At 70.5% G+C, this 25,073-nt stretch carries 26 protein-coding genes; 13 read left to right on the top strand and 13 right to left on the bottom strand.

All coding sequences use genetic code 11. The features are described 5' to 3' along the window. Positions 1–13: 13 nt before the first annotated feature. From ACZ7SW_RS26415 to ACZ7SW_RS26385, 7 genes are all read right to left on the bottom strand, one after another. Positions 14–496, bottom strand: a complete 483-nt coding sequence (locus tag ACZ7SW_RS26415) for a flavin reductase family protein (RefSeq protein ID WP_470233034.1) — start codon at positions 494–496, stop codon at positions 14–16. Further along, complete coding sequence (locus tag ACZ7SW_RS26410; protein WP_470233033.1) at positions 493–1,881, bottom strand: dihydroorotase; 1,389 nt, start codon at positions 1,879–1,881, stop codon at positions 493–495. Before ACZ7SW_RS26410 ends, ACZ7SW_RS26415 begins: the two co-directional genes overlap by 4 nt. Then, complete coding sequence (locus ACZ7SW_RS26405) at positions 1,878–3,005, bottom strand: acyl-CoA dehydrogenase family protein (protein ID WP_470233032.1); 1,128 nt, start codon at positions 3,003–3,005, stop codon at positions 1,878–1,880. The genes ACZ7SW_RS26410 and ACZ7SW_RS26405 overlap by 4 nt, the downstream gene beginning before the upstream one ends. Then, the gene (locus ACZ7SW_RS26400; protein ID WP_470233031.1) at positions 2,987–4,027 is read right to left on the bottom strand and encodes a PrpF domain-containing protein; all 1,041 of its coding nucleotides are present in this window, start codon (positions 4,025–4,027) and stop codon (positions 2,987–2,989) included. The genes ACZ7SW_RS26405 and ACZ7SW_RS26400 overlap by 19 nt, the downstream gene beginning before the upstream one ends. Further along, positions 4,027–5,820 (bottom strand): asparagine synthase (glutamine-hydrolyzing), encoded by a 1,794-nt coding sequence (asnB, locus tag ACZ7SW_RS26395; protein WP_470233030.1) that lies wholly within the window; start codon positions 5,818–5,820, stop codon positions 4,027–4,029. The genes ACZ7SW_RS26400 and asnB overlap by 1 nt, the downstream gene beginning before the upstream one ends. 5 nt (positions 5,821–5,825) lie before the next feature. Continuing rightward, the gene (locus ACZ7SW_RS26390) at positions 5,826–6,611 is read right to left on the bottom strand and encodes a cupin domain-containing protein (protein WP_470233029.1); all 786 of its coding nucleotides are present in this window, start codon (positions 6,609–6,611) and stop codon (positions 5,826–5,828) included. Positions 6,612–7,155: 544 nt separating this feature from the next. Further along, positions 7,156–7,740 carry a TetR/AcrR family transcriptional regulator gene (locus ACZ7SW_RS26385; protein ID WP_470233028.1) on the bottom strand — a complete coding sequence of 195 codons (585 nt, stop codon included), beginning with the start codon at positions 7,738–7,740 and terminating at the stop codon, positions 7,156–7,158. A 286-nt stretch (positions 7,741–8,026) separates the two neighbouring features. Here ACZ7SW_RS26385 and ACZ7SW_RS26380 point away from each other — a divergent pair, with 286 nt between their 5' ends. The 4 genes from ACZ7SW_RS26380 to ACZ7SW_RS26365 are packed head-to-tail and all read left to right on the top strand — an operon-like array spanning position 8,027 to position 11,353. Next, positions 8,027–8,452: a GlcG/HbpS family heme-binding protein gene (locus ACZ7SW_RS26380; RefSeq protein ID WP_470233027.1), complete on the top strand. Its 426-nt coding sequence runs from the start codon at positions 8,027–8,029 to the stop codon at positions 8,450–8,452. A gap of 28 nt (positions 8,453–8,480) precedes the next feature. Then, on the top strand, positions 8,481–9,683 hold the full coding sequence (locus tag ACZ7SW_RS26375) for a Cmx/CmrA family chloramphenicol efflux MFS transporter (RefSeq protein ID WP_470233026.1): 1,203 nt from the start codon (positions 8,481–8,483) through the stop codon (positions 9,681–9,683). After that, complete coding sequence (locus ACZ7SW_RS26370) at positions 9,643–9,828, top strand: tautomerase family protein (RefSeq protein ID WP_344276987.1); 186 nt, start codon at positions 9,643–9,645, stop codon at positions 9,826–9,828. The genes ACZ7SW_RS26375 and ACZ7SW_RS26370 overlap by 41 nt, the downstream gene beginning before the upstream one ends. A gap of 49 nt (positions 9,829–9,877) precedes the next feature. Beyond that, positions 9,878–11,353, top strand: coding sequence for an FAD-binding oxidoreductase (locus ACZ7SW_RS26365; protein ID WP_470233025.1), 1,476 nt, complete (start codon positions 9,878–9,880; stop codon positions 11,351–11,353). Here the strand turns inward: ACZ7SW_RS26365 and ACZ7SW_RS26360 are convergent. Then, positions 11,350–12,774 carry an FAD-dependent monooxygenase gene (locus ACZ7SW_RS26360; RefSeq protein WP_470233024.1) on the bottom strand — a complete coding sequence of 475 codons (1,425 nt, stop codon included), beginning with the start codon at positions 12,772–12,774 and terminating at the stop codon, positions 11,350–11,352. The genes ACZ7SW_RS26365 and ACZ7SW_RS26360 overlap by 4 nt on opposite strands. Positions 12,775–12,842: 68 nt before the next feature. Between ACZ7SW_RS26360 and ACZ7SW_RS26355 the strand changes: the two genes are divergently transcribed. From ACZ7SW_RS26355 to ACZ7SW_RS26345, 3 genes are all read left to right on the top strand, one after another. Then, a complete protein-coding gene (locus ACZ7SW_RS26355) occupies positions 12,843–13,343 on the top strand; it encodes a MarR family winged helix-turn-helix transcriptional regulator (RefSeq protein ID WP_470233023.1) in 501 nt (166 codons plus the stop codon). A gap of 175 nt (positions 13,344–13,518) precedes the next feature. Next, complete coding sequence (locus tag ACZ7SW_RS26350) at positions 13,519–14,568, top strand: LLM class F420-dependent oxidoreductase (RefSeq protein WP_470233022.1); 1,050 nt, start codon at positions 13,519–13,521, stop codon at positions 14,566–14,568. A gap of 35 nt (positions 14,569–14,603) precedes the next feature. Beyond that, positions 14,604–14,741, top strand: coding sequence for a hypothetical protein (locus tag ACZ7SW_RS26345; protein ID WP_470233021.1), 138 nt, complete (start codon positions 14,604–14,606; stop codon positions 14,739–14,741). A 204-nt stretch (positions 14,742–14,945) separates the two neighbouring features. Here ACZ7SW_RS26345 and ACZ7SW_RS26340 read toward each other — a convergent pair whose 3' ends face one another. Next, positions 14,946–15,842: an aminoglycoside phosphotransferase family protein gene (locus ACZ7SW_RS26340; protein WP_470233020.1), complete on the bottom strand. Its 897-nt coding sequence runs from the start codon at positions 15,840–15,842 to the stop codon at positions 14,946–14,948. A 94-nt stretch (positions 15,843–15,936) separates the two neighbouring features. Beyond that, positions 15,937–16,248, bottom strand: coding sequence for a helix-turn-helix domain-containing protein (locus tag ACZ7SW_RS26335; RefSeq protein ID WP_470233019.1), 312 nt, complete (start codon positions 16,246–16,248; stop codon positions 15,937–15,939). Between the two features lie 136 nt (positions 16,249–16,384). On the opposite strand from ACZ7SW_RS26335, the gene ACZ7SW_RS26330 reads away from it, so the two are divergent. The 3 genes from ACZ7SW_RS26330 to ACZ7SW_RS26320 all read left to right on the top strand — a co-directional run bounded on the left by ACZ7SW_RS26330 (position 16,385) and on the right by ACZ7SW_RS26320 (position 18,862). Further along, positions 16,385–16,663, top strand: a complete 279-nt coding sequence (locus ACZ7SW_RS26330; RefSeq protein ID WP_470233018.1) for a hypothetical protein — start codon at positions 16,385–16,387, stop codon at positions 16,661–16,663. Between the two features lie 221 nt (positions 16,664–16,884). After that, positions 16,885–17,316: an Hsp20/alpha crystallin family protein gene (locus ACZ7SW_RS26325; RefSeq protein ID WP_470233017.1), complete on the top strand. Its 432-nt coding sequence runs from the start codon at positions 16,885–16,887 to the stop codon at positions 17,314–17,316. Between the two features lie 304 nt (positions 17,317–17,620). Next, positions 17,621–18,862 carry a flavin-dependent oxidoreductase gene (locus ACZ7SW_RS26320; RefSeq protein WP_470233016.1) on the top strand — a complete coding sequence of 414 codons (1,242 nt, stop codon included), beginning with the start codon at positions 17,621–17,623 and terminating at the stop codon, positions 18,860–18,862. A gap of 6 nt (positions 18,863–18,868) precedes the next feature. Here ACZ7SW_RS26320 and ACZ7SW_RS26315 read toward each other — a convergent pair whose 3' ends face one another. Both ACZ7SW_RS26315 and ACZ7SW_RS26310 read right to left on the bottom strand, forming a co-directional pair. Continuing rightward, entirely contained in the window at positions 18,869–19,345 is a 477-nt protein-coding gene (locus ACZ7SW_RS26315; protein WP_470233015.1) for a cupin domain-containing protein, read from the bottom strand. A gap of 89 nt (positions 19,346–19,434) precedes the next feature. Further along, on the bottom strand, positions 19,435–20,292 hold the full coding sequence (locus tag ACZ7SW_RS26310; RefSeq protein ID WP_470233014.1) for a MaoC/PaaZ C-terminal domain-containing protein: 858 nt from the start codon (positions 20,290–20,292) through the stop codon (positions 19,435–19,437). Between the two features lie 117 nt (positions 20,293–20,409). Here ACZ7SW_RS26310 and ACZ7SW_RS26305 point away from each other — a divergent pair, with 117 nt between their 5' ends. After that, positions 20,410–21,387: an NADPH:quinone oxidoreductase family protein gene (locus ACZ7SW_RS26305; protein ID WP_470233013.1), complete on the top strand. Its 978-nt coding sequence runs from the start codon at positions 20,410–20,412 to the stop codon at positions 21,385–21,387. A 38-nt stretch (positions 21,388–21,425) separates the two neighbouring features. Next, the gene (locus ACZ7SW_RS26300) at positions 21,426–22,043 is read left to right on the top strand and encodes a TetR-type transcription factor C-terminal domain-containing protein (protein WP_470233012.1); all 618 of its coding nucleotides are present in this window, start codon (positions 21,426–21,428) and stop codon (positions 22,041–22,043) included. Positions 22,044–22,100: 57 nt separating this feature from the next. Here the strand turns inward: ACZ7SW_RS26300 and ACZ7SW_RS26295 are convergent, their stop codons facing one another. Then, positions 22,101–23,276, bottom strand: a complete 1,176-nt coding sequence (locus ACZ7SW_RS26295; protein ID WP_470233011.1) for an iron-containing alcohol dehydrogenase — start codon at positions 23,274–23,276, stop codon at positions 22,101–22,103. A 175-nt stretch (positions 23,277–23,451) separates the two neighbouring features. On the opposite strand from ACZ7SW_RS26295, the gene ACZ7SW_RS26290 reads away from it, so the two are divergent. Then, positions 23,452–25,050: an AMP-binding protein gene (locus ACZ7SW_RS26290; RefSeq protein ID WP_470233010.1), complete on the top strand. Its 1,599-nt coding sequence runs from the start codon at positions 23,452–23,454 to the stop codon at positions 25,048–25,050. The last annotated feature ends 23 nt before the right edge of the window (positions 25,051–25,073 follow it).

The following is a 25,073-nucleotide window of genomic DNA, read 5'->3' as shown; positions in this document are numbered from 1 at the left end:
CCGGAGTGGTGGTTCAGACCGGTCGGGTGCGCTGGTAGCGCCTGCCGTGGTAGACGAGGGGGTCGCCGGGCCGGGTGGTGGCCGCGCAGACCTCGCCGAGCAGGAGGCCGTGGTCTCCGGCGTCGACGGTGTCCCGGCGGCGGCATTCGATGGCGGCCAGTGCGTCCGGGTGCAGGAGGGTGCCCTGCTCCCCCGGCTCGAAGCCGGTGCCGCCGAATCGGTCGGCGCCGGGCGTAGCGAACAACGCGGCCAGTTCGGCTTGCTCGGCGGCCAGGACGTTGACGCCGAATCGCGAGCAGCGCGAGAAAACCTCGTAGGAGCTCGACGTCTTCGCCTGGCAGACGAGCAGCAACGGCGGGCGCATCGACACCGAGGTCACCGAGGTCGCGGCGTATCCGCGCGGGGTGCCGTCGTCGTCGAGCGCGGTCACCACGCACACTCCTCCCGCCAGTGCCGACATCGCGTCCTTGAACTCGTCGAGCAGCGCGGCGGTCATCGGGCCTCACCTGCCGGAGCGGGGACGACGGCGGGCTTGAGCCATTCGCCGTCGGGGGCGCCGAAGCCGTGTTCCAGGCGGAAAACCGTGCGGCCCCTGCGGATCGTGCGCGCGACGCGGCCGGTGAACATCCAGCCGGCGTAGGCCGTCCAGCCGCATTTCGCCTGGACGTCGCCGGGGCCGAACGACCAGTTCTCCGCCGGGTCGAACAGCACGAGATCGGCGTCGAGGCCGGGAGCGATGGCGCCCTTGCGGTCGGCGACCCCGAACAGCCGGGCGGGTTCGGCGGCCAGCACGCGGGTGACGATCGGCAGCAGGTCGTCCGGCGTGGCGTCCGGGGCCCGGCGGCGCAGGCCGGTGTACAGGGCGGGGAAAAGCTCCTGCACGCCGGGCAGCCCGGGCGGGGCGTCCGGGGCCGCGACCGTCTTGTCCGCGAACGCGTGCGGCGCGTGGTCACTGCCCACAGTGGACACTTCGCCGCGGAAAACCGCGTCCCACAACCGGTCCTGGTCGGCCTGCTCCCGGATGGCGGGACTGAGCCGGATGCGGGAGCCGAAGCGGGCGGTGTCGGCCGCGGTGAAGGACAGGTGGTGCCCGGTGGCCTCCCAGGTGACCGGCAGCCCGGCCGCGCCCGCCGCGGTGAGCAGGTCGGCCTCCTCGCGGCTGGACACGTGCAGCACGTGCGCCGCGGTGCCGTGCCGCCGCGCGAGTTCGATCAGCTTGGCCACGGCGACGATCCCGCCCGAACGCGGCCGGAACCGCTCGTAGTCGCGGTAGGTCGCCGGGGCGCCCTGCCACTGGTCCAGCAGCGCGAAGACGTCGTCGTCCTCGGCGTGGAAGAGCAACCGCAGGCCCTGCCGTTTCGCGACGGCGAACAGCTCGTCGAGCCGGCCGGGGTCGCGCAGCACGTGCGGTGCGGTGTGGTGCCCGGTGAGGAACGCCTTCGCGGTCAGCGCTTCGGCCGGTTCGAACGCCTCCAGCGTTTCGACGGCCTCCGGGTCGACACCGGCGTGGAAGCGGTAGTCGACCAGGCTGGTGCCGCGGATTTCCGCGTCCTTGGCGCGGGCGTCGGCCGGAGCGAACGTCGCCGGGCGGGTGTTGGGCATGTCGAACACCGTGGTGACGCCGCCCGCCACGGCGGCGCGCGACGCGTGCGCCCAGTCCTCCTTCCCGGTCAGTCCCGGCGTGCGGAAGTGCACGTGGGAATCGATCAGCCCGGGCAGGACGTGCCGCCCGGCGGCGTCGATCTCCTCCTCTCCGGACACGGTGCTCCCGGCGGGGAGCACGTCGGCGATCTTCCCGTTCTCGACGGCGACGTCGGCGAGGCGGACGCCGCCGGGGCCGGTCACCCGGCCTCCCCGGACGACGAGGTCGTAGTTCTTCACGCGGCCCATGGCAGGCTCACCAGCTCTCGGCTCAGGTCGTTGGTCGGGCCCATCAGCGCGACGGCGCGGGCGTCGCGGGCCATCCGGTTGATCGGGTTCGTCACCACGTACCCGGCGCTGCCGAGCAGCCGCGCGATCGCGGCGACGACCTCCTCCGCCGTCTGCGAGGCATGGATCTTGCTGTGCAGCGTCACCTCGCCCGGGTCGGCGCCGTCGCGGCGGCCGGCCCGTTCGACCAGCGCGCGGGCGGACTCCACCTGCCCGCGCAGGTCCACCAGCCGGTGCCGGACAGCCTGCAGGCCGAGCAGCGATTTCCGTTGTACGGCCTGGAAACCGAGGTCCCACGCGGCCTCGGCGATCCCGGCCGACACCGCGCCGAGGGTCGCCCCGGACTGCCGGACGCCGGCGATGATCGTGCTCGCGGTGTCGCGCGGCCCGAGCAGCGCTTCCGGTCCGAGGCGGCAGTCCTTGAGCTCCACGAACCCGGTCGCCGACGCGCGCATGCCGACCAGGTCCAGGCTCAGGTCCGGCCCGATGCCCGGATTGTCGGCGGGCACCAGGAAAAAGCTCTGCCCGCCGGATCCGTACGCGGCGTCGTCGGACTCCCCCGCCGGCGTGCTCTGCGCGAGCACCAGGTAGACGTCGGTGATCCCGGCGCCGGTGGTGAAAGCCTTGCCGCCGCTGACTGTCCAGCTGCCGTCGGGAAGCTCGTCGGCGACGGTGGCGAGGTTCTTCTTCGCCGCACCTGCACCGGACTCGCTCCACGCGGAGGCGGCCAGCCATTCGCCGGAGGCGAGTTTCGGCAGCAGCTCCTCGCGCTGGGCGTCGCTGCCCCATTCGGCGATCCGGCTGCACACGGCCATGTGCTGGAAGGCGATGATCGCGGTGGACGGGTCGTGCCGCGCGATCCGCGCGATCATCCGGTTGCCCGCCAAGGCGTCCTCCCCGGCTCCGCCGTACCGGCGCGGGACGACGAGGCCGGGCAACGGCGAGTCGCGCAGCGCGGCCAGCACCTCGGGCGCCGGGCGGCCGGCTTCGTCGGCCGCCGCGGCGTGCTCCGCGAGGACGTCGACCAGTTCGTCGGCACCGAGGCGCACGGGGGTGGTCAGGTCGACAGCAGACACGAATCCTCCTTCAGGGCATGGGGATCGAACGAATCGATGGTCACCGCGCCGGTGAACGACACCGCCTTCTCCGGGACGCTGACCCAGGACAGCTCGCTGTCCTGGTCGTGGCCGGACACCGCGGCGTCCGAAGTGGTGCAACCGCCGGCGGTGCGGATGCGCAGCGACGCGGTGCGCCGGGTCTCGCCGCCGGCGAGCTGGAACGGGATGGTGCCGCGGATCCGGCGGGCCGCGCCGAGGCAGACGGCACCGGTCAGCGCGAGCGTCGGATGCCACGACGGCACGGAAACCGCGCGCGCGGCCAGCCCGTTCTCGCCGTCCGGCAGGACCGCGGCCACCTTCGGGAACGCGCCGTCGACGGGATAGCCGTACTGCCGCGCGGCCGAGCGGCGGATCGCGCTCATCGTGCGGAACAACGGCTGCCCCGCGGCGAAAAGCTCCTCCGGGGTGTCCACGCCGAGGTCGTGGCCGGACAGGAACAGGTACGGGTTCCCGACCGAGACCGCGGAGACCCGGATCGCGCCGTCGTCGAAGGGCAGGTCCGTGGTGGTCTCGCCGAACGGCAGCAACTGGCCGAGCGGGACCGCCGGGTGGTTGAGGAAGTGCGCGGTGAACGTCGTCCGGTCGCGGACGCATTCGTCGACCTCGCACACCACGTGGTCGTCGTTGTTGAGCACGCGCACCCGGACGCGGTGCCCCGGCGCGAGCCTGCCGATCCAGCCGAGCCTGCTGGCCACCACCACCGACGAGAGCACCGAGTGCCCGCAGCTGCCGCGGAAGTCGAACCGCGCCGGATCGCCGGGAATGACCTGCACGAACCGGTAGTCGAGGTCGAACAGCGGATGCTCGGAGACCGACACGAGCGCGATCTTCGTGACCGCGGCGAGGCCGTGCCCGGCGAGCCAGGCGACGCCGTCGGACAGCGCGCCGGAGAGCGCTTCCTCGGACGCGGGCAGCCGCTCGGCGGGCAGCACCAGCGTGGAACTCGGGCTGCCGTGGGCATGGGCGATGTGGGCGAGCATCAGGCCGCGCTCCTTTCCCCGGCGCTGCCCGCGACCAGCTGTTCGCTCCAGATCCGGTGGATCAGCAGCGACCAGATGGCCAGCGCCGATTCGTCGTTCGGCCGGGCGGCCTGCGCGTCGAACAGCCCGGCGACGGCCTTCGGATCGAGCTGCCCGCGGTCGGCGAGCGACGGCCCGGAAAGCATGTCGCGGGCGTAGCCGTGCAACGGCTGCCCGGCCGCGAGCATCGAGGTGATCGGCAGCGTGAACGGCTGTTTCGGCCGCTCGAGCACCGAATCCGGCACGAGACCCCGGCCGGCCGCGTAGAGCGCGCGCTTCACCTCGCGGCCGCGCACCCGCTGCTCGGCGGGCAGCCGCCGGGCCAGCCGGGTGACCGAGCGCTGGCAGAACGGCAGCCGCACCTCGACCGAGTGCGCCATGCTGAGATGGTCGACGCGGCGCAAGTGATACGCGGGCAGTCGTTCGTCCACTTCGAACTCGGTGATCGCGGACAGCCGGTCCGGCCCGGCGCCGCGCAGCCGCCGCGTGATCCGGTCGGCTTCGGTTCCGTTGCGCCGCAACAGGTCCCGGTATTCGTCGGTGTACAGCCGGTCCCGCAGCGCGGCGGGCACTGCCGCGAGCGCTTCGACGTATCCGTTCGGCCAGTCCTCGGCGCCGCCCACCGCGTCGCTGATCCGGCGGTAGCCGCCGAAGATCTCGTCCGCGGCGTCGCCGGAGAGCGTCACCTTGAACCCGGCGTCGTGCACGCCCTGGAACAGCAGGTAGGTGCTCAGCGTGATCGGGTCGGCGTTCGGCTGGCCGAGGTGCCACACGACTTCGCCGAGCAGGTCCGGGAACGTCGCCGGATCCGCCTCGATCTGGTGATACGTCGCGCCGCTGCGGGCGGCGACCTCGCGGGCGTAGGCCTTCTCGTCGAACGGCCAGTCCCCGGTGTAGGCGATGTTGAACGCGTGCACGTGCGGGACCTTCTCCGCCAGCAACGCCGTCACCAGGCTGGAGTCCAGCCCGCCGCTGGTGATCGTCGAGATCGGCACGTCGGCCAGCGCGAGCCGGTGGGTTTCGGCGCGCAGAGTGTCGCGCACACGGCCGCCCGCCGCGGCGAGGTCGCCCTCCTCGACCGGGAACGCGCTTTCCGTGCGCCGCGAGATCTTCAGCCCGCCCGAGCGCGTGTAGACGGCGGTGGCCGCCCGCGGCAGCACCCGGACGCGGTCGAACATCGTCCGCTCCCCGAAGGGCGTTTTGGTGGTGAGGTAGCTGTCGAGCCCCTCGTCGCGCTGCTCCCATCCGACACCGGGAACGCTCAGCAGAGCCGGCAGCTCCGAGGAGAAATACAGCTCCCCGCGTTCCGGGTTTTCGTGGTGGTACAGCGGTTTCATGCCCGAGTCGTCGGTCACGAGCACGAGCTTCGGCTCGGCGCGGGAGTCCAGCACCGCGATGGCGTACATCCCGTCGAGGTGGTCGACGAAGTCCAGGCCGTACTTGTGGTACAGCGCCGGGAGCACGTTGCCGTCGCAGCGGTCGTGGAAGACGTAGCCCGCCGCGTGCAGATCGCGGCGCAGCACGTCGTGGTTGTAGATCTCGCCGTTGAAGACGACCTGGATCTCGCGGCCGAGCCGGTAGGGCTGCTCGCCGCCGTCGAGGTCCACAATGGCCAGCCGGTTGTTGCCCAGCGCCCAGCCCTCGCCTGCCGCGCTGAACCGGGCATCCGGGCCGCCGTGCCGCTGCAGCGCCGAAACCGCGCGCAGATGGTGGTGCGCGAGGCTCCCGCCCAAGTGTCCGTATATCCGGCACATGACGACTACTTCACCTCCGCGGAAACGCCCGCACGGGCGTAGAGGACAGGGTCGAACGGCGTCGGGCCGCCGCACGTGGCGAACCGCTGCGCGGCCGACTCCGGATTGCGCGTGCCGTGCGGCACGCCGGGAGCGGCGAACAGGACGTCGCCGGGAGAGACGTCGTGCCAGCGGTCGATCAGGTACATCTGGCCGTCGCCCTCGAAAGCGATGAACGCCTCTTCGCTTTCCGGGTGCTGGTGGACGTTGAAGGTCTGGCCCGGGTCCTGGATCCCGCAGTGAAGGCAAAGCCGCGCGCTGCCGGTTCCGGGCCAGAAAAGGAAATTCATGACGGCGGTCTTCTCGTCGGCGGCGATCTCGCCGGTGCCGCTGAAGCCGTGCAGCTGCGTTTCGGTGTTCCACAGTTCGTTTTCCAGCCGCGACGCGGAGCCGGCGGGTTCGTTGCCCGCCAAGCGGGTTCGCCACACGTAAGCGGTCAAGCCGTCGTCGCCCGCTTCGAGTTCGAGCGTCCGCCCGGTCGGCGAATGCACGGCGGAGCCGCGGGCGAGCTCCGTGCGGTGGCCGGTGACGTCGCCGTGGCCGGAGCCCGCGAAGACGACCGCGACGTTCTCTTCCTCCAGCGCCCAGCCGAGGCGCCACGCCTTCCCGGGCGCGACCTCCACGACGAGCAAGGTGACCTGGCGTGCCCCCATGGCCGGGCCTACGGGCTCGGCGACGCGGCCCCAGTCGAACGGCGAGAAGGCGAAGTCCGCCGCGCGGACGATCGTTCCCTGAATCTGGTCGACAAGCATCCTATGTCCCATCAGGTTGCCGGTAATTCCCCATTGCCGGAAGCCGAATCGATCAACGCGATTCCATTCCGCGTTTCGCTTCCGGTGGCGACCGTACTAGCCGACCGCGACGGGCCGCAAAGCCCGCGACGGGCCGGAAAATTGGCGCAAATGACGCGGCGGTCATTGACTGTATCGATCCAGTAAATTTCCCGCTACGCCGAATGTCTCAACCGGAGCGTCCACCAGTGCCCAGCAGGCGCCGGAAATCCACTGCGGAATCTTCCTGTGAGCGTCGCCACAGTTTGAAGCGGCGAAACAATGACCTCACCGAAGAGCATTCGCGAAACCCGTTGCAGAATAAGCGAAGAACGCAACTATCGTCCACATGCGACAGTCGGAGTCTCCGCTGAAACCGACGCGCCGGTGAACCCCGAGACAACACTTTCCGACATGGCCGAGCATGATCGGCAAGGGAACCGGCGGAGTGCTGGCGAGCCGGGTTTTCCGGCACGAAAAAACGGCGACCATCTTTCCGATGATCGCCGCCTGGCTCCGAATGGAATTATTCGGGAATAGCGTTCAGGGCGGTGTCGACGACCTGGCCCAGCAGTGTCTTGTCCTGGCAGACCGCACTCATCACGCGCAGCCCCTGAATCATCGTCACCAGGAAATTCGACAACGCCGGGATGTCGGCCCCCGGCGGCAGCTCGCCCATGCTGCGGGCCAGGTGCAGCGTGCCGTAGAAGGAGTCCTGCAACGCCGCGATCGCGTCGCACACGATCCGGTTGGCCGCCTCGTCGTGCGGCACCCGCTCGGTGATCGCCATGACGAGCAGGCACCCCGGCCGGCCCGGCTCCTCCAGCGCGTCGTCGATCCGGCCGAGCAGCAGGTCGCGCATCACCTGCCGGATCGGCACCCGCTGCATCAGCGATTCCCGGGTGGCGTCGGTGGTCTGCCGGACGTACCGCCGCAGCGCGCGTTCGTAGAGGCCGTGCTTGCTGTCGAACGCGGCGTAGAGCGAACCGCGGCCGAGTCCGGTCGCCTCGGCGAGGTCCTGGATCGAGGTGGCTTCGTAGCCCTTGCGCCAGAAGACCTCCATGGCCTTCTGGATCACCTCGTCGGTGTCGAACTCGCGAACTCGGGGCATGCCCCCAGCCTAAGGATGCTGGAACGAGAGGTCAACAATAGGCGCTTAATCTGTACTGTTCGGTCAACAATAAGAATCTCAGTTTTTCGATTTTTGGTGCTATATCAGGGTTCTATTGCCACAGCGCAGCAGGATCGCCAGCAGATAATTTTCCGATCGTTCCAGATTTGGTACGGTCGGATGCGACCGCCGGATGCGGTCCGTGTGCGACCGGTCCCGGTGCGCACCCTCCTGTGGCCGGCGGCACGAACAGAAAACCCGCACTCGCCAGACAAGGAGACATCTCATGCCTCACGTGCAGCGCCGGTCGTCCGTCAGCGACGAACTGGCCTGGCAGATCGTCCGCGCCGCCGACGAGGCCGCGAAGGCGACCGACAAACGGTTCGCTCTCGCGGTGGTGGACGAAAGCGGCAATCTCAAGGCGTTCCTGCGCCAGGACGGCGCGAAGCTCAACGCCGTTCAAGTCGCGCAGGACAAGGCCTACACCGCGGCGTCCTCGGCGATGCCGACGCAGAAGTGGTCCGAGGTGCTCGACGCCGACCCGGTGCTGCGGACCGCCGCGCCCACCGCGATCGACCGCCTGGTCGGCATGGGCGGCGGCCTGCCCATCGTGGTCGGCGGCGAACTGGTCGGCGCGATCGGCGTCTCCGGAGCCCATTGGACCGACGACGTCAAGATCGCCGAGGCCGGGCTGTCGGCGCTCGAGTCCTGATCATCGCCCGAACCCTCCGGGAGTAACGATGCCCATCGCCCTGTTCGTGCTCGGGCTGACGGTGTTCAGCCTGGGCACGACCGAGTTCATGATCGCCGGCCTGCTGCCGGAACTGTCCGGCGCGTTCGGCGTCACCCTGCCGCAGGCCGGGCTGCTCATCTCGCTGTTCGCCGTCGGCGTCGTCATCGGCGCCCCGCTGATCACCGCCGCGACCACCAAGGTGCCGCGGAAGACAGCGCTCGTCGCGCTGCTCGTGGTGTTCATCGCGGGCGAGGTGCTCGCCGCCGCCGCGCCGTCGTTCGGCGTGCTGATGGCCGCCCGCGTGGTCACCGCCGTCGCGCACGGCTCGTTCTTCGGCATCGGCGCGGTGGTGGCCTCGAACCTGGTCGAGCCGGGCAAGCGCGCCCGGGCCATCGCGATCATGTTCGGCGGACTGACCATCGCCACCATCGCCGGCGTCCCGCTCGGCACGTTCGTCGGCCAGCATTTCGGCTGGCGCGCGACGTTCCTCGCGGTCGCGATCCTCGGCGTGGTCGATCTGATCGGCGTCCTGGCGCTGGTGCCGCACCAGCCGCGGGCGGGCCATCTCGGCCTGCGCCACGAACTGGCCGCGTTCCGCAACCCCAAGGTGTGGCTGGCGCTGGGCACGACCACGCTCAGCCAGGCCGCGCTCTACACCGCCTACACCTACATCGCTCCGTTGCTGACCGATCTCACCGGGTTCTCCGCCGGAATGGTGCCTCTGCTGCTGGCGCTGTTCGGCGTCGGCACGTTCCTCGGCAGCGTGCTCGGCGGCAAGCTCGCCGACCGCTCGCTGATGGGCACGCTGTGCACGGGCCTGCTGCTGCTCGCGGTGATGCTCGGCGCGTTTTCCCTTGCCGCGCACAGCAAACCGGCCATGGTCGTGACGCTGTTCCTGTTCGGGATCGGCAGCTTCCTGATCAACCCGGCGCTGCAGACCCGCGTGATGAACGAGACCGAGGGCGCGCCGAGGCTGGCGAGCACGAGCAACATCTCGGCGTTCAACGTCGGCAACGCGCTCGGCCCGTGGCTCGGCGGCGTCGGCATCGGCGCGGGAGCGGGGCTGCTATCGCCGAGCTGGATCGGGGCCGGGCTTGCCGTGGCCTCGCTGCTCGTCGCGCTCGGCGCGGTGGGCTTGGACCGCCGGACCGGAAAGGAGGTGACTGACGATGCCGGTCGTGCACGTGAACTGGTGGAAGGGAGCCGGTGAGGCCGAACGCCGCGAGCTCGTCGAAGAGGTGACGGGCACCGTTTCGCGGCTCGCGAAGTGCCCCGAAGCCGCGGTCACGGTCATCATCACCGACGTCGAAAAGGACCATTGGGGCCTCGGCGGGAAGCTAGCCGGAGACCTCTGAGCGGAGGCCGGGACGGCTGCCGTCCCGGCCTCCCCTTCCGGGAGGAGCCATGACCGGACGCGTGATCGGGCCGGAAGACCCGCGCTACGCGGACTTCGCCGCCGGGGTCAATCAGCGCTATACCGCCAAACCCTCGTCGGTGCACCTGCCGCAGAACGCCGAGGAGGTCGCCTCAGCGGTCTCCGGCGCGAGCGGACGGCTCGCGATCCGCAGCGGCGGCCACTGTTTCGAGGAGTTCGTCCACCACGAGGGGGTCGACGAACTCCTCGACCTGAGCGGACTGTCCGAAGTGGACTACGCGGACGGCCTCTACTCCGTCGGGGCCGGGGCGCGGCTGCAGGACGTCTACGAGCGGCTGTACCGCGGCTGGGGCGTGACGATCCCGGGCGGCATCTGCTATTCGGTGGGTGCGGGCGGGCACGTCACCGGCGGCGGCTACGGCCTGCTGTCGCGGCGGGACGGCCTCACCGTCGATCACCTGCACGGCGTTGAAGTCGTGCTGGCCGACGGCCGGACCATCGTGGTCACCCGCGATTCGTCCGGGCCGGAGGCCGATCTTTTCTGGGCGCACACTGGGGGTGGCGGCGGCTCGTTCGGCGTGGTGACGCGGTTCCTGTTCCGCGCGCCGCTGATGCGACCGCCGTCGGAAGTGCTCGTCGCGGCGTTGTCGGTGCCGTGGGCCGATCTCGACGAGCGGCGGTTCGCCCGGCTGCTCGGCGGCTACGCCCGCTGGCACCACGAGCACCGCGCGCCGGATTCGCCGGGCACCGCGCTGTCGAGCCTGCTGATGCTCAACCACCGCCGCAACGGGACGGTCGGCCTGGTGGCACAGATCGACGCCGACAAACCGGACGCGGACCGGGTGCTCAACGAGTACCTTTCGCAGGTCCTCGGCGATCTCGCGACGACCGGGTTCGCGCGAGCGGGCGAGTTCGGCCCGATGCCCGGGCTCGCCCGCCCGCGACGGCTCCCTTGGCTGCGGGCGACGCGGCTCCTCGGCACGAACACCCCGGTGCTCACCGACCCGACGCTGCGCGCCGAGCACAAGTCGGCCTATGTCCGGAGCATCCTCCCGGAGTCGCAGCTGCGCACCGCCTACGAGTACCTGACCCGGCCGGACGTGACGAACCCGGAGACGATGCTCGTCGCGTTTTCCTACGGCGGCGCGATTTCGGCGGTCGACCCGGCCGCGACCGCGGTGGCGCAGCGCGACAGCACGTTCAAGCTGCTGTACCAGTCTTTCTGGTCCACAGTGGACGCGGACGCGGCGAACATCGCGTGGGTGCGGGACTTCTACCGCGCGATGTACGCGGACACCGGCGGAGTGCCGGTGCCGGGCGAGGTCGCCGACGGGTGCTACATCAACTACCCGGACGCCGACCTGTCCGATCCGGACTGGAACACCTCCGGAATTCCCTGGCACGACTTGTACTTCAAGGACAACTACGCGCGGCTGCGCCGGGCGAAGGCGCAGTGGGATCCGGCGGACGTGTTCCGGCACCGCCAGTCGGTCCGACCCGCCTAGCGCGGGCCGAACCACCCGGCGAGGGCCGCGGCGAGCCGCTCCGGGTCCTGCCCGGCCCACGCGACATATCCGTCCGGTCGCAGCAGGATCGCCGGTTCGCCGAGGTCCTCGCCGTGCGCGACGACGTCGACGCCGTCTTTCCACCTCGCCGCCGTGTCTTCAGCCCCAGTCGCATCCGGGCCGAGCAGCAGCACCGGGCGGCCCGGATGCAGCAGTTCGGCGACAGTCCGCTCGCCGAGCGGGAAGTTCGGCAGGAACTCCCCCGCCATGCCGCGGCCGTCGCCGTAGCGCACGCCCTGCGCGCTGATCCGGTCGCTGAGCAGCCGGTTGCCGTCCGAAGTGGACAGAAGGTCGGCGACCAGCGCGCGCAGCGGTTCGAACTCCGGCCCCGGCCGCATCAGCGCGGCCTGGGCCCGGGTGTTCTCGATGACGGCTTCGGCGACCGGATGCCGTTCCGCGTGGTAGGTGTCCAGCAGTGCGTCCGGCGCCGTGCCCGCGACGACCATCGCGAGCTTCCAGCCGAGGTTGAACGCGTCCTGCAGGCCGAGGTTGAGCCCCTGCCCGCCGAGCGGGGCGTGCACGTGGGCAGCGTCGCCGGCGAGCAGGAGCCGGCCGCGGCGGTAGGAGTCGGCCAGCCGCGTGAAGTCGCTGAACCGGCCGACGAACGTCGCGTCGGACATCGGCACGTCGTGGCCGAGGACGCGCGAGGCGGCGGCCCGCAGGTCCGCAAGCCCCGCCGGGGCGCCGCGTTCCGGCAACGGCTCGGTGAACTCGTGGGTGAGGATCCGGCTGTGGCCGGACGGGTTGACGTTGATCAGCGTCCAGCCGGCCGGCCCCTGCGTCCAGCCGCCGGGCACCCGCGCGGGGTCGCCCAGCCTGGCCAGGCCGAGGAGCCCGGCGAACGTGGCCGGGTGGGTCGTCCCGGTGAACCCCGCCTCTTCACGGACGATGCCGCGGGCGCCGTCGCAGCCCACGACGTAGTCGGCGGTGAGTTCGCCGTGGTCGGTGGAGACGCTGACCTGCCCGCCGTCGTCCCGGATCCCGGTGACCCGGCGGCCGCGCAGGATCGTGACGCCGAGCGAACGGGCCTGCGCCTCGAAAAAGCGCTCGATGTCGGATTGCGCCTGGCCCACCATGGGCGCGCCTTCGAGCGCAGGCGATTCCAGCGTCAGCACCGGACGGCCGCCGAAATGGAACGGGGTCTCGACGATGGCACGCGGGTCGCGCGGCGGGTGCGGCACGGGGAGATATCCGCGGCGCAGCAACGACTGCGCGGTGCGCGCGTGCAGAGTCCCCGCGCGCGGTTCGTCGTGGGTGGCAGTGAGTTTCTCGACGACTGTCGTGGGTATGCCGTGCCTGCCGAGTTCGGTGGCCAGCAGCATGCCGACCGGCCCGCCGCCGACGACGATCACTCCGGACATCTTCCCTCTCCTTCGCTGCGGAGCCGAAAGGTACGAGGTCGTAATATCCGTCATTGTAGAGTACGAGGATGGAGCGTGACTTCGTCGACGACGTCCTGGACCAATGGCGCGCGCAGCGGCCGGACCTCGACCCGGCCCCGCTGTCGGTGCTGGCCCGTTTGACGCGGATCGCGCGCCGGGTGACCCGCCGCCTCGACGAGACGCTGAAGGACTACGGCGTGCTCCACGCGGACCTGGACATCCTCGCCACCCTGCGGCGCGCGGGGGCGCCGTACGAGCTGAGCCTGTCCGAGATCGCGCGCTGGATGCTCGCCGGCAACAGCACCATGACCAGCAGGCTGGACCGGCTGGTCGCCGCGGGTCTGGTCGACCGCAAGCAAAACCCGGCGAACCGCCGCACCGCGCTGATCCGGCTCACCCCCGCCGGGCTGGCCCTCGTCGACGAGGCGGTCGCCGTGGAGCTGGCCGAGCAGGAGAACCTGGTGAGCGGCTTGAGCGGCGAGGACCGTCGCGAACTGGCCGACCTGCTGCGCCGTTTGTGCCGTTCGATGGGCGAAATCCCGGACTGAGGGAGCCGTCGGTCAGGGCTGCCGCTGGGAGCCGCCGAGGACTTCCCGATAGCACTCCATCGCTTGGCGCGCGCTCCGGAAAGTCCACTGTGGACTGACGGCAACCCCCTACCGCGCCCCCTGAAAGCCGGGAACCACCGGTGTCGAGTCAATTACCAACGGTAGCGTCGGCCGGGTGAAAATCGGACTCAACATCGGTTACTGGGGCGCGGGCAACGACTCGGCGAACCTCGAACTGGCCCGGGAGGCCGACCGGCTCGGGTTTTCCGTCGTGTGGGTGGCCGAGGCCTACGGTTCGGACGCCGCGACAGTGCTGGGCTGGCTCGCCGCGCGCACCGAACGCATCGACCTCGGCAGCGCCATCCTGCAGATCCCAGCCCGCCGCCCGACGATGACCGCGATGACCGCCGCGACCCTGGACAACCTCTCCGGCGGCAGATTCCGGCTCGGGCTCGGCGTTTCCGGCCCGCAGGTGTCCGAAGGCTGGTACGGCGTCCCGTTCGGGCAACCGGTGGAGCGCACCCGCGAATACGTCGACATCGTCCGCAAAGCGCTGCGCTACGAACGGGTCCGCTACGACGGCGCGCATTTCCGGCTCCCGTTGCCCGGCGGTCCCGGCAAAGCGCTGCCGCTGGCCGTGCCGCCGGTCCGCGAGCACATCCCGCTCTATCTCGCCGCCCTCGGCCCGCGCAACCTCGAACTCGCCGGCGAGATCGCCGACGGCTGGCTCGGCCTGTTCTTCTCCCCCGAACACGGCGCCGAATCCCTCGACCGGATCCGGGCCGGACGCGAGAAAACCGGCGCGACGCTCGACGGATTCGACGTGGCGACCACCGTCCCGCTCGCCGTCGGCGACGACTGGCGCCAGGCCGCCGACCACGCCCGCCCCTACGTCGCCGGGTTCGTCGGCGGAGCGGGCAGCCGCGAGAAGAACTTCTACCGCGACCTCATGGCCAGGATGGGCTACGAAGCCGCCGCCGACGAAATCCGCGACCGGTATCTCACCATGGACTACGACGGGGCCATGGCCGCTATCCCGGCCGAATTCCTCGACGCGACGTCGCTGCTCGGTCCGAAAGACCGCATCGCGGACCGGATGCAAGCCCTCGCCCAAGCCGGAGTCACCACTCTCGCGCTCTCCCCCACCCATCCCGACCCGGAGGCCAGCAAAGCCGCGCTGCGCGTCGCGGCCGAAGCTCTCGACGCGTCCGGCGTCGGCGACTGATCCACAGTGGACACAACTCTGACATACTCGGCCGCATGGCCGTGACCCTGAAATCCGCTTGGAGGCTGGCCGGGTCCGAGGAGCGGACGTTCTCCTTGCTGCGGCGAGGGTTCGACGGAGACGAAGAAGTGAATCCGGCCTACCGGGACAATCCCTACGGGACCACTCTTTGACCGCACTGGAGGTCAGAGCTGTCGCCGACAGCGTTGCGGTCCATTACGCCCGAGGCGGTCTGCACCGTCGGACCCGGACCGGATCGAGGCGAAACTGGGCCCGACCGCGCGCGAGGTGATCGGTGATCCGGCCGAGCAGCACATCATCTTGCGCGACTTCTCCGAAGAGGCAGCTGGCCGTCATACTGTGGTGGGACTGATCCGTCAGAAACCCTTCAGCACCCGGTCGAGCGCCGCCCGTCCCGCGGGCCCCCAGTGCGGCTTGCCGCCGGGAAGGCCGCGATCCCCGTTCTGCCCCATGAGCATCAGGAAAAGACTCTTCACCGCGGCCAACCCGCGAGCACGTCGGATCGCCGCCTCGTCCGCTTGGGCGTAACTGTCGAAGAACCGTGCGGCCATGCCGTCCGGCAGCAGCACCCAGGCAGCGGCGAGGTCCCACGCCGGATCGCCCGCGAACAGGTCCCCGAAATCGACGATGCCCGACAGCGTTCCGTCCGAGACAACGACATTCGCGGGATGGAGATCGCCGTGCACCCACACCGGCGGGCCCTCCCACGCACCCGCCGCGACGGCGTCGTCCCAGACGGCCCGGACGTCCGCCGCGAGCTCGCCGAGGACAACAGACTGGAGGAACTTCTCGAAACCGTCGGTGCAGTCCCGGGGATGGGCTCCGCGATCCGTGGCGGCCGGAGCCTCAACGGGGGCGGCCACGTGAAGCGCCCGGAGGAAGTCCGCCAGCGTGTCGGCCGCGTGGGCGCCGCGACTGATCGTGCCGTGGTCCAGAGGTTCGCCGGGAACCCACGTCATCACGGTCCAGTGCTTGGGGAAACGCCCGGACGGTTCGCCGAACCGCACCGGCGTGGGCACCGGGAGCGGCAGGCGCGGGGCCAGCACGGGAAGCCACCGCCGCTCCTTGAGCTGGAGTTCCGGGGTGGGGTCCATGCGCTGCACGCGCACGGCCAATTCGTCCCCGAGACGCCACATCTGGTTGCCCCAGCCGCCCGGCACCTCGCGGATCGCCAGCCCGGCGAGGTCGGGATGCTGCTCCCGCAGCAGGTCGCGGACCAGGTCCGCGGTGATCGCGATCTCGGCGCCGGTCATGGGAAGCGACAGTACCGGGGCGACCGCGTCCGCCTCCGCCCGGCAGGCGATCCCGGTGCGGCACAAGGGAACTTTTCGCGAATCGCAGCGGCGGTCAGCGGTCGCCGAGCCGGGCGCGGAGACCGGTGATGATGTCGCGGGCGTCGGCGAGTTCGTCCTGCAGGCCGACGATCCGGGCGGCCGAGGCGAGGGAATGCCCCTCGTCCAGTTGTTCGCGCAGCCGCCCCACCAGGGTCAGCTGACGCCGGGAGTAACGGCGGTGCCCGCCGCCGGAACGCTCGGGCCGCGCCACGGCCGCGGAGTCCAGGCTGCGCAGGAATGCCTGCTGCACGCCCAGCATCTCAGCGGCCTGCCCTGTCGTGTACGCCGGATAGTCCTGATCGTCGAGGCTGTCGAGTCCGGCCATGCGCACCTCCTCTCCGAGATCGCTCGAGATTATCTCTACCCGCTGCTTGACACAATCTGCAGTCCACGCTATAGAAATTGCTAGACGCGACAGCTGACCTGGGTGCTGAGACGACGTAACCGGGGAGTGATCGACGATGTCGGACACCATCAGCCGCCGGGACGCGACCGCCGGCGAATTCGCCGAGCTGATCTGCGCCGATCCGGCCTGGCTGCGCGCTGAGTTCGAGGCGATCGTGGCCGCGGGCTTCGGCGAGGTGCCGCTGCGCGGCGACCAGCCCCGGCCGCGGAACACCGAACGCACCGAGCGGCAGGGCACGACGAGCGTTTGGCGGGCCTGGCCGCCGGAACACCGGCAACGATCCCCTCCGCTGCTGAGCGGAAGCACGACAGCGGCGACCTCGCGCGGGAGGTGATAAAGCGACGCTGCGCGGCAGCGCCGCGACACGCACAGATCAGCACGATTGCTTTTCGCCCGAACTGGTTCCGGCCCCGCCGCCCTGTCCGGCGACGGGGCCGGATCTCCGCGGCGGCCCTCGATCCGGCAGCCGGCGGTCAAGAAACCCACGCGACAGCCCGCCTCCGGCCGAGCGCGCCGGACAGCGGGATCAGGGAAGGAGAATGGAGGCGCATGGTCATGTTGATGCGAACTGACCCGTTCCGGGAGCTCGATCGGCTGACCCAGCAGTTCTTCGGCGGCAACGGCACCACGACCCGCCCCGCGGTGATGCCGATGGACGCCTACCGGTCCGGCAACGACTACGTGGTGCAGTTCGACCTGCCCGGGGTCGCGCCGGAGTCGATCGACCTGGACGTCGAGCGCAACGTGCTGACCGTGAAGGCCGAACGCAGGCCCGAGTACGGCGAGGACGCGGAGGTCCAGGTCTCCGAACGGCCGCGCGGGGTGTTCTCCCGGCAGCTGTTCCTGGGCGACACCCTGGACGCGGACCGCGTCAAAGCCGACTACGACGCGGGCGTGCTCACCCTGCGGGTGCCGATCGCCGAGCAGGCCAAGCCCCGCAAGATCTCCATCGGCGGCACCAGCGAAGCCAAGCAGATCAACGCCTGATCGTTCCGAGACCGGCCCCGCTCGCGACGGGCGGGGCCGCGAACCCGGCGCGGCGGGCGTTCGATTTCGTTGCTGCCCAACGCATCCGGCGCGGCGTACCTCCGCGAACGGCGGACCAGTCGCCATTCCCGGAGCAGCCGGAGAAAAGCTGTCCACATCGGACCGGACCCCCAGCCGCGCACAGCGGTCCAGACACTCGCTCCCACCGCTCGAACCCGCGTCCGATGATCCGCCCCTCCACTCGGCGGTAGCGCGGCCAGCCGGTCTCCGCCAGGCTGGGGCAGTCGAGGACGGGAGGTCGCGGGTGAAGGTCGTCATCGTCGGAGCGGGGATCGGCGGGCTGACCGCGGCCCTGCGGCTGCACCGCGAAGGCGTCGAATGCGCGGTGTACGAGCAGAGCGCGCGGATCGGCGAACTCGGCGTCGGCATCAACGCCCTTCCGCACGCGGTCAAGGAACTGGCCGCGCTCGGACTGCTCGACCAGTTGGACGAGATCGGAATCCGCACCCGCGAGCTGTTCTACACCCACCGCCTCGGGCAGGTGATCCTGCGCAAACCGTGCGGACTCGACGCCGGGTTCACCCTGCCCCAGTACTGCCTGCACCGGGGCAGGCTGCGGGAAATGCTGCTGCGAGCGGTCCGGACGCGGCTCGGCCCGGACGCGGTGCGGACCGGCTACCGGCTGACCGGGTTCGACCAGCACGCGCAGGGCGTCCGGGCGCACTTCGCCGAGCGGAACAGCGGCGCCCCGGTCACCGCGACCGGCGACGTCCTGGTGGCGGCCGACGGAATCCACTCGGCCGCACGGTCCCTGTTGTTCCCCGAAGAGGGATCGCCTCGCTGGAGCGGCGTCCTGATGTGGCGCGGAGCCACCGACTGGCCGGAATTCGGCGGCGGCGCCTCGATGATCGTCTCCGGCGGCACCGAGGCCAAGCTGGTGGTCTATCCGATCGGGCCGGGCAAGAGCGCGGGCGCCCGGCTCACGAACTGGGCGGTCTGCGTCCGGACCGGACAGCCCGGCTCCCCTCCCCCGGACCGGCAGGACTGGGCCAAACCCGGCGACCGGGCGGAGCTGGCCCGCCACCTCGGGCGGTTCCGGTGCCCGGCGGTCGACCACGTCGCGCTGGCCGGGGCCACCGAAGAGATCTTCGAATTCCCGATGTGCGACCGGGATCCGCTGCCCGTGTGGTCGCACGGACGCGTGACGCTGCTGGGCGACGCCGCCCATCCGATGTACCCGATGGGCTCCAACGGCGCCGGCCAGGCGATCCTCGACGCGTCCAGCCTCGCCTGGCACCTGACGCGGCGCTCCGATCCCGTCGAGGCGCTGCGCGCCTACGAAGCCGACCGCCTCCCGGCCACCAGCGACATCGTGCTGCGCAACCGCCGGGGCGGGCCGGAGAACGTCATCGACGAGGTCGAACGCCGCGCGCCGGACGGCTTCACCCGTCTCGAAGACGTGATCGACGCGGCGACGCTCGAGGCGATCGTCGCCGGCTACGCGCAGGCTTCCGGAGCGTCCCAGCAGCAGGTGAACCGCGCCTGAGCCGGGTCAGGCGCCCTCCACCGAACCGGGCGGCAGGAAATCGACGTCGTGCAGCGCCGACACCCGGACCACCTCGGCCGGGTCGGTCAGGTTGTGCAGCTTGTCGAACAGCGTCGCCAGCTGCCCGGCCGGGCTCACCCAGAACAGCCCGCGGGTCATGCCCTCGCCGCGGTTGTAATACGCGTGCGGGAGCCCCTTCGGCATCCGCACGGTGTCGCCGGGGCCCGCGGTCTCCCACTTGCCGTCGAGGTAGAGCGTGAACACGCCTTCCAGGATGTAGATGTGCTCGTCCTGGGTCGGATGGACGTGCGGCGGCACCCCGGTCCCGGGCGGGTCGAGGGTCTCGAACGCGAAGCTCGACTCGCTGGCCGCCTTCATCGAGTAGGTGTGGCCGAGCACGTTCCACACCTTGCCCCGCATGCCCTCCCGGGCGGGGGTGATCCCCTTGGGCAGGGGACCGAGCACGATTTCCTCGCCGGTCATCACACCTCCTGGCCGATGGTTTCCGTCCGACAGGGACTCTGCGCCATCCGGTCGCCGGTGTACAGCCGCCAGTCCGATGCGTTTCCCGGTCACCGGGCCGCGAACGTGAGGAGACCGTCCGCGAGAACCGGTCTCCCGTCGGACGCGCGCACGTCGAAGGCGATGGTGTCGGGAAGCGGCTGGCCTGCGTGGACGGACAACGTCATCCCGGGGAAAACCGGGTTGGCGAAACGGCATTCGACTCCGGCGACCTCGGCGCGGCCCGGCCAAGCGCGGGTCACGGCGGAGACTGCTCGCGCGAGTGTTTCCGTACCGTGCAGGACCGTGTCGGCCAGTCCTGCGGCGCGCGCGACCCGGATGTCGGTGTGGATGGGGTTCCAGATCCTCGCGCATTCGCTGTAGACGACCGCGTTGGTCGCGTCGGCCTCGAACGTCTCAATACAGGTGAGATCAGCAGCCGAGACTCGGGATTTTGGCGCTGGGGCGGCAAGTTCGACGCCTTCGAGCCGAACAGCGCGGTACAGCGTGCTCACCTGCGAAGTGACGAGGAGCGTTCCGTCGGGCGCGGTGGTGCGGAACTCCGTGACGATGAGCGCCGCGCCGGTCCGCGCCTCAGCACGGTGCAGCCGTGCCTCGGTCCGCACCTGCTCGCCGGGACGCAACGGCGCCCGCGTCCGGATCCGGTGCGCGACGTGCAGGCCCAGCCTCAGCGTTTCCTCGGACAGCTCGATCCCCGGAGCCCCCTGTTCGATGAGCGGCCATTCGACGCAGACCGGGAACACCGGGTGGCCGACGATGCCGCGGTCGAGATCGAAGAACTCGTCGCGGGTGTCGCCGACGGCGGCCGCGAAGGCGCGCAGCCAGCGGTCGTCGACGCGGCTCTCGGCCGTCCGGACCAGCCCGGGGCTGTCGGTCGGCAGTACTCGGATCACGTGCTCGGTCGCCATCGGCCGTCCGCCCTCGCTTGCTAAAAACTGAACAGTCGGTACAGTAACAGAACCTCGCCGAGCCTGGTCCGCCCTTTTCCGGACCGGCCGGCCCGCAATCCGATTTGAGGGAGCACAGTGCGCGCGATCCAGATTTCCTCGCTCGACGGACCCGCCGCGGTGGAGCTGGTCGAGGTGGCCGAGCCCGAGGCCGCCGCCGGCGACATCGTCATCGACGTGAAAGCCGCCGGCGTCAGCTTCGTCGACGCCCTGATGACCCGCGGCCAGTACCAGGTGCGGCCCGAACTCCCGTTCGTTCCCGGCGTCGAGGTGGCCGGGACGGTCCGGTCGGCTCCCGCGGGCGCGGCGGTCAAAGCCGGCGACCGGTGCGCCGCCTACGTCCCGCGCGGCGGGTATGCCGAGGTGGTCGCCGCCAAGCCCGCGGTGACGTTCCCACTGCCCGACGAACTCTCGTTCCAGCAGGGCGCGGCCTTCGCGATGAACTTCCAGACCGTCCACTTCGCCCTGGTCCGGCGCGGCCGGCTGCGCGCGGGCGAGCACGTGCTGGTGCACGGAGCGGCGGGCGGGGTCGGCACGGCGGCGATCCAGGTGGCCAAGGGCCTCGGCGCGATCGTCACCGCAGTGGTCGACTCGGCGGGCACGGTCGCTGTCGCCGAAACCGCGGGCGCGGACCACGTCGTGGTCGCCGAAGAAGGCTGGGCCGCCGCGGTGCGCGCCGTCGCCCCGCAGGGAATCGACGTCACGGTGGACCCGGTCGGGGGCGAGTATTTCGCCGATTCCATCCGGCTGCTGCGCCCGGAGGGACGGCACCTGGTGATCGGGTTCGCGGCGGGCGGGATCCCGGAGATCGCGGTGAACCGGTTGCTGCTCAAGAACATCGAGGTCGTCGGCGTCTACTGGGGCGGTTTCGTGGAACGGGACGACACCGTCGCGGCCGCCTCCGCCGCGGAGCTCACCCGGCTCGCCCGCGAGGGGTTCGTGCGGCCGGTGGTCGGCCACGTCTTCCCGCTCGCCGACGCCGCGAAGGCGCTGCAGGCCATCGAAGACCGCGCCACGTCCGGGAAGGTCGTTCTCGACGCCGCGCCGATCGGCTAGCCTCGTCTCCTCTCCTCGACCAGCGAAGGAAGCGTTCTATGCCTGTGAAGCCCGGCGGCACCGCACGACGCTCGAACCGGGCGGGGACGGAAGCCAGGCAGCGCATCATGACGTCCGCTGTCCGGCTGTTCGCCGAGAACGGCTACCACGCCACCGGGATCGAGATGATCTCCCACGACACGGGGATCGGCCGGGGCGCGCTGTACCACCACATCGGCAGCAAAGAGACGCTGCTGTTCGAAATCTGCCACACGCGGCTGTCGGACCTGCTCGAGCAGTCGGGCTGGATCGTCGCGACCGAGACGACCTACCGGGAGCGGTTCCGGCAGCTGATGCGGTCCACCATGCGCAATCTCGCGGAGCACGCGCTGGAGTGGACCGTCGCGTTCCAGGAGTTCAAGGCCCTCACCGGGCAACGGCGCGCGGTCATCCAGGACGCGCGCGACCGGTACGAGACGATGGTGGCCGGGATCCTCCGCGGCGGCGCCGAGGCGGGCGAGTTCCGCGAGCTGGATCCCTTGGTGGTCAAGGGCATTCTCGGGCACTACAACTACTCGTACGCGTGGATCCGGCCGGACGGCGAGCGCACCCCGGAGGAGATCGCCGACCTCTTCACCGACACGCTGCTCAACGGGATCCGGCAGGACCCGCGCTAGCCCGCGAAGAAAAGCGGGGCCGGAATGATCCCGGCCCCGCTTTTTCGCGCCCGGCGCTTACCAGACCGCCTCCAGCAGCTCCCGGATCACCGTCTCGTCGACCGTCCGCGGCGATTCGCGGACCACGATGTCGCCCAGCGCGGCCCGCGCGACGCCGTTCAGCTTCTCGCGCCCGACGCCGAACTCGGACACCCGGCGCGGCACCGCGAGCTGGTCGAGGATCCGCTCCAGGCGGTCCGCCGCGGAAAGCTCCTCGGCGTCGCCCTGCACCCGCTGCAGCGACCGCGCCATCCGCGCCTGCTCCGCCGACGTCACCGGCTCCAGGAAGCGCATCACGTGCGGAAGCATGATGCACGAGGTGACCCCGTGCGGGATCCCGACCGCGCCGAGCTGATGGCCGATCGCGTGGGAAAGGCCGAGCGAGACGTTGTGCACCCCGACGATCGACATCCACGCGGCCTGCAGGCACTTGAGCGCGGCCTCGTGGTCGTGCGGATCGCGGACGGAACGCGGGAGGTACTCGGCGAGGATGGTCAGCGCGCCCTCGGCCAGCGCCGTCGTGAAGGGGTGGGCGTTCTTGGCGTAGGCGGTTTCGACCGCGTGGTCCAGCGCCCGCACGCCGGTGGTGGCCCACAGGTCGCGCGGGGTGTTCGCGCAGAACTCCGGATCGAGGAAGACCACGCGGGGCGTCGCCTCGAGATAGACCGTCAGGTCCTTGGTGTCGCGCGATTCGTCGACCGACCCGGCGAACCCGTCCCACTCGGCCGCCGACAGCGTCGTCGGAACCGCGAAGACGGGCATCGGCGTGCCGGTCAGCGGACGACGGCGGATCGTGCTCGGATACTCGAACTCCAGGTAGTTGCGGGCGAGGTCCTCGACCGAGCCCGAACCCTCGCAGAGACCGATCGCGGCCAGTTTCGCCGCGTCGCACGGCGAACCGCCGCCCACGGCGACGAACGCGTCGGCTTGCGCGGCGCGCGCCTGCTCGATCAGCTCCACGATCAGCTCGACCGGGTTGTGCGCCTTGACCCGGTCGAACGTCCCGGCGACCCGGTCGCCGAGGCCAGCGGCCAGTTTCGCGAAGGCCTCGCTCCCGCCGACCGACCGGCCGGTCACGAGGAACACCCGCCGCAGCCCCCGGCGGTGGAGTTCCGCACCGATCTCGCGCACCGCCCCGGTGCCTTGGACGACAGTCTCGACCCGCGGCATCTCGAACGTCAGGACTTCGGGCATGGGGCAACCTCCGGGTTCGCACGTCATTGTGGCCGGCCCGACCGGGCAGCGGCCAGAACTGTACCGGTCATCCGGTATTTAGTCGAGACCTCGCGGCGCGTTCGCGCACTTGACGCGGTACGGTAGGCATGGAACTGTACCGACCGTTCGAGAAGTGATCCGAAGGGAGCCCGCCGTGCCTGTGGATCCGAGAGTCCCGCCCCGCGAGGAGCTGGTGCTCAGGTACCTCCTCGAGCGCCGCGCGGCCGAAGACCCGGACAAGGTCTTCGCGGTCTTCGACGGAGGGCCGGCCTGGACGCGGGCAGACCTGCTGCGCGAGGTGCGGCGAACCGCCGCGGCGCTGGAGGCGCTCGGCGTGCGGCAGTTCGACAACGTCGTGTGCTGGCTGCCCAACGGACCGGACGTGCTGCGGTTCTGGTTCGCGATCAACTATCTCGGCGCGGTGTTCGTGCCGATCAACACGGCGTATCGCGGCGGCCTCCTCGCGCACGTGCTGGACAACTCCGAGGCCGAGATCATCATCGCGGACGCGGAACTGCTGCCCCGCCTGGCCGAGATCGGCCCGCGCGAAGGCCTCCGTCTCGCAGTCCAGGTCGGCGACGGCGAACCCGATCTCGACGGCGTCTCGGTAGTCCGGGCCGCGGACCTGCCGAACCTCGACGGCGAAACAGCCGAACCGGCCACCCCGATCGAGCCCTGGCACACGCAGGCGATCCTCTACACCTCCGGCACGACCGGCCCGTCCAAAGGCGTGCTGACGTCGTACATGCAGGCCTGGTCCGCCTTCGGCCCGGTGTCGATGCCGATCATGACCGCGGACGACCGGTTTCTCATCAACATGCCCGCTTTCCACGCCGGCGGCTCGACCCTGCTCTACGCGATGCTCCTGAACGGCGGCTCGGTCGCGGTGGTGGAGCGGTTCAGCGGCGAGAAGTTCTGGCGGCAGATCCGGCGGACCGGCGCCACCATGGTTTTCCTGCTCGGCGTGATGGCCAATTTCGTGAACCGCCTCCCGCCGGATCCCGGCGACGCAGGCAATCCGCTGACCAAGGTTTTCGTCGTCCCGCTTCTCGACGACATCGCGGCGTTCTCGAAACGGTTCGGCGTCGACGTCTACACGATCTACAACATGACGGAATTGTCCGCGCCGATCGTGTCCGGGCCGAATCCGGCCGAGAAGGGCACGTGCGGAAAGGCCCGGCCCGGCGTCGAGATCCGGCTGGTCGACGAGTCCGATCGCGAGGTCCCGGTCGGTTCGGTCGGCGAGATCGCGCTGCGCACCGACGCGCCGTGGGCGTTGTCCCACGGGTATTTCCGGATGCCGGAGGCGACCGCGAAGGCGTGGCGCAACGGATGGTTCCACACCGGGGACACCGCGCGCAAAGACGCGGACGGCAACTATTACTTCGCCGACCGCCTCAAGGATTCGATCCGCAGGCGAGGCGAAAACATCTCGTCGATGGAGGTCGAAGCGGAAATCATGGCGCATCCGAGCGTGCGCGAGGTGGCCGTCGTCCCGGTGCCGAGCGAGATTTCCGAGGACGAGGTGCTGGCGGTGATCGCGACCGTTCCCGGAGCACGCCTCGACCCGGTCGAGCTGATCCGCTTTCTCGAACCGCGGATGGCGTACTATATGGTGCCCAGGTATCTCCGGTTCGTCCCGGAATTGCCCAAGACGCCGACCGCCAAAATCCAGAAAACAGTCCTGAGGGAATCGGCCGTGACCGCCGACACCTGGGATCGCGAAGCCGCGGGAATCACACTCGCGCGCTGAGGTCCGCGCGCGATTGAAAGACA

It is taken from the genome of Amycolatopsis sp. NPDC114484, assembly GCF_055633755.1.
The sequence above is the reverse complement of the archived record's forward strand: the minus strand, read 5'-3'. Positions and strand labels throughout refer to the sequence as shown.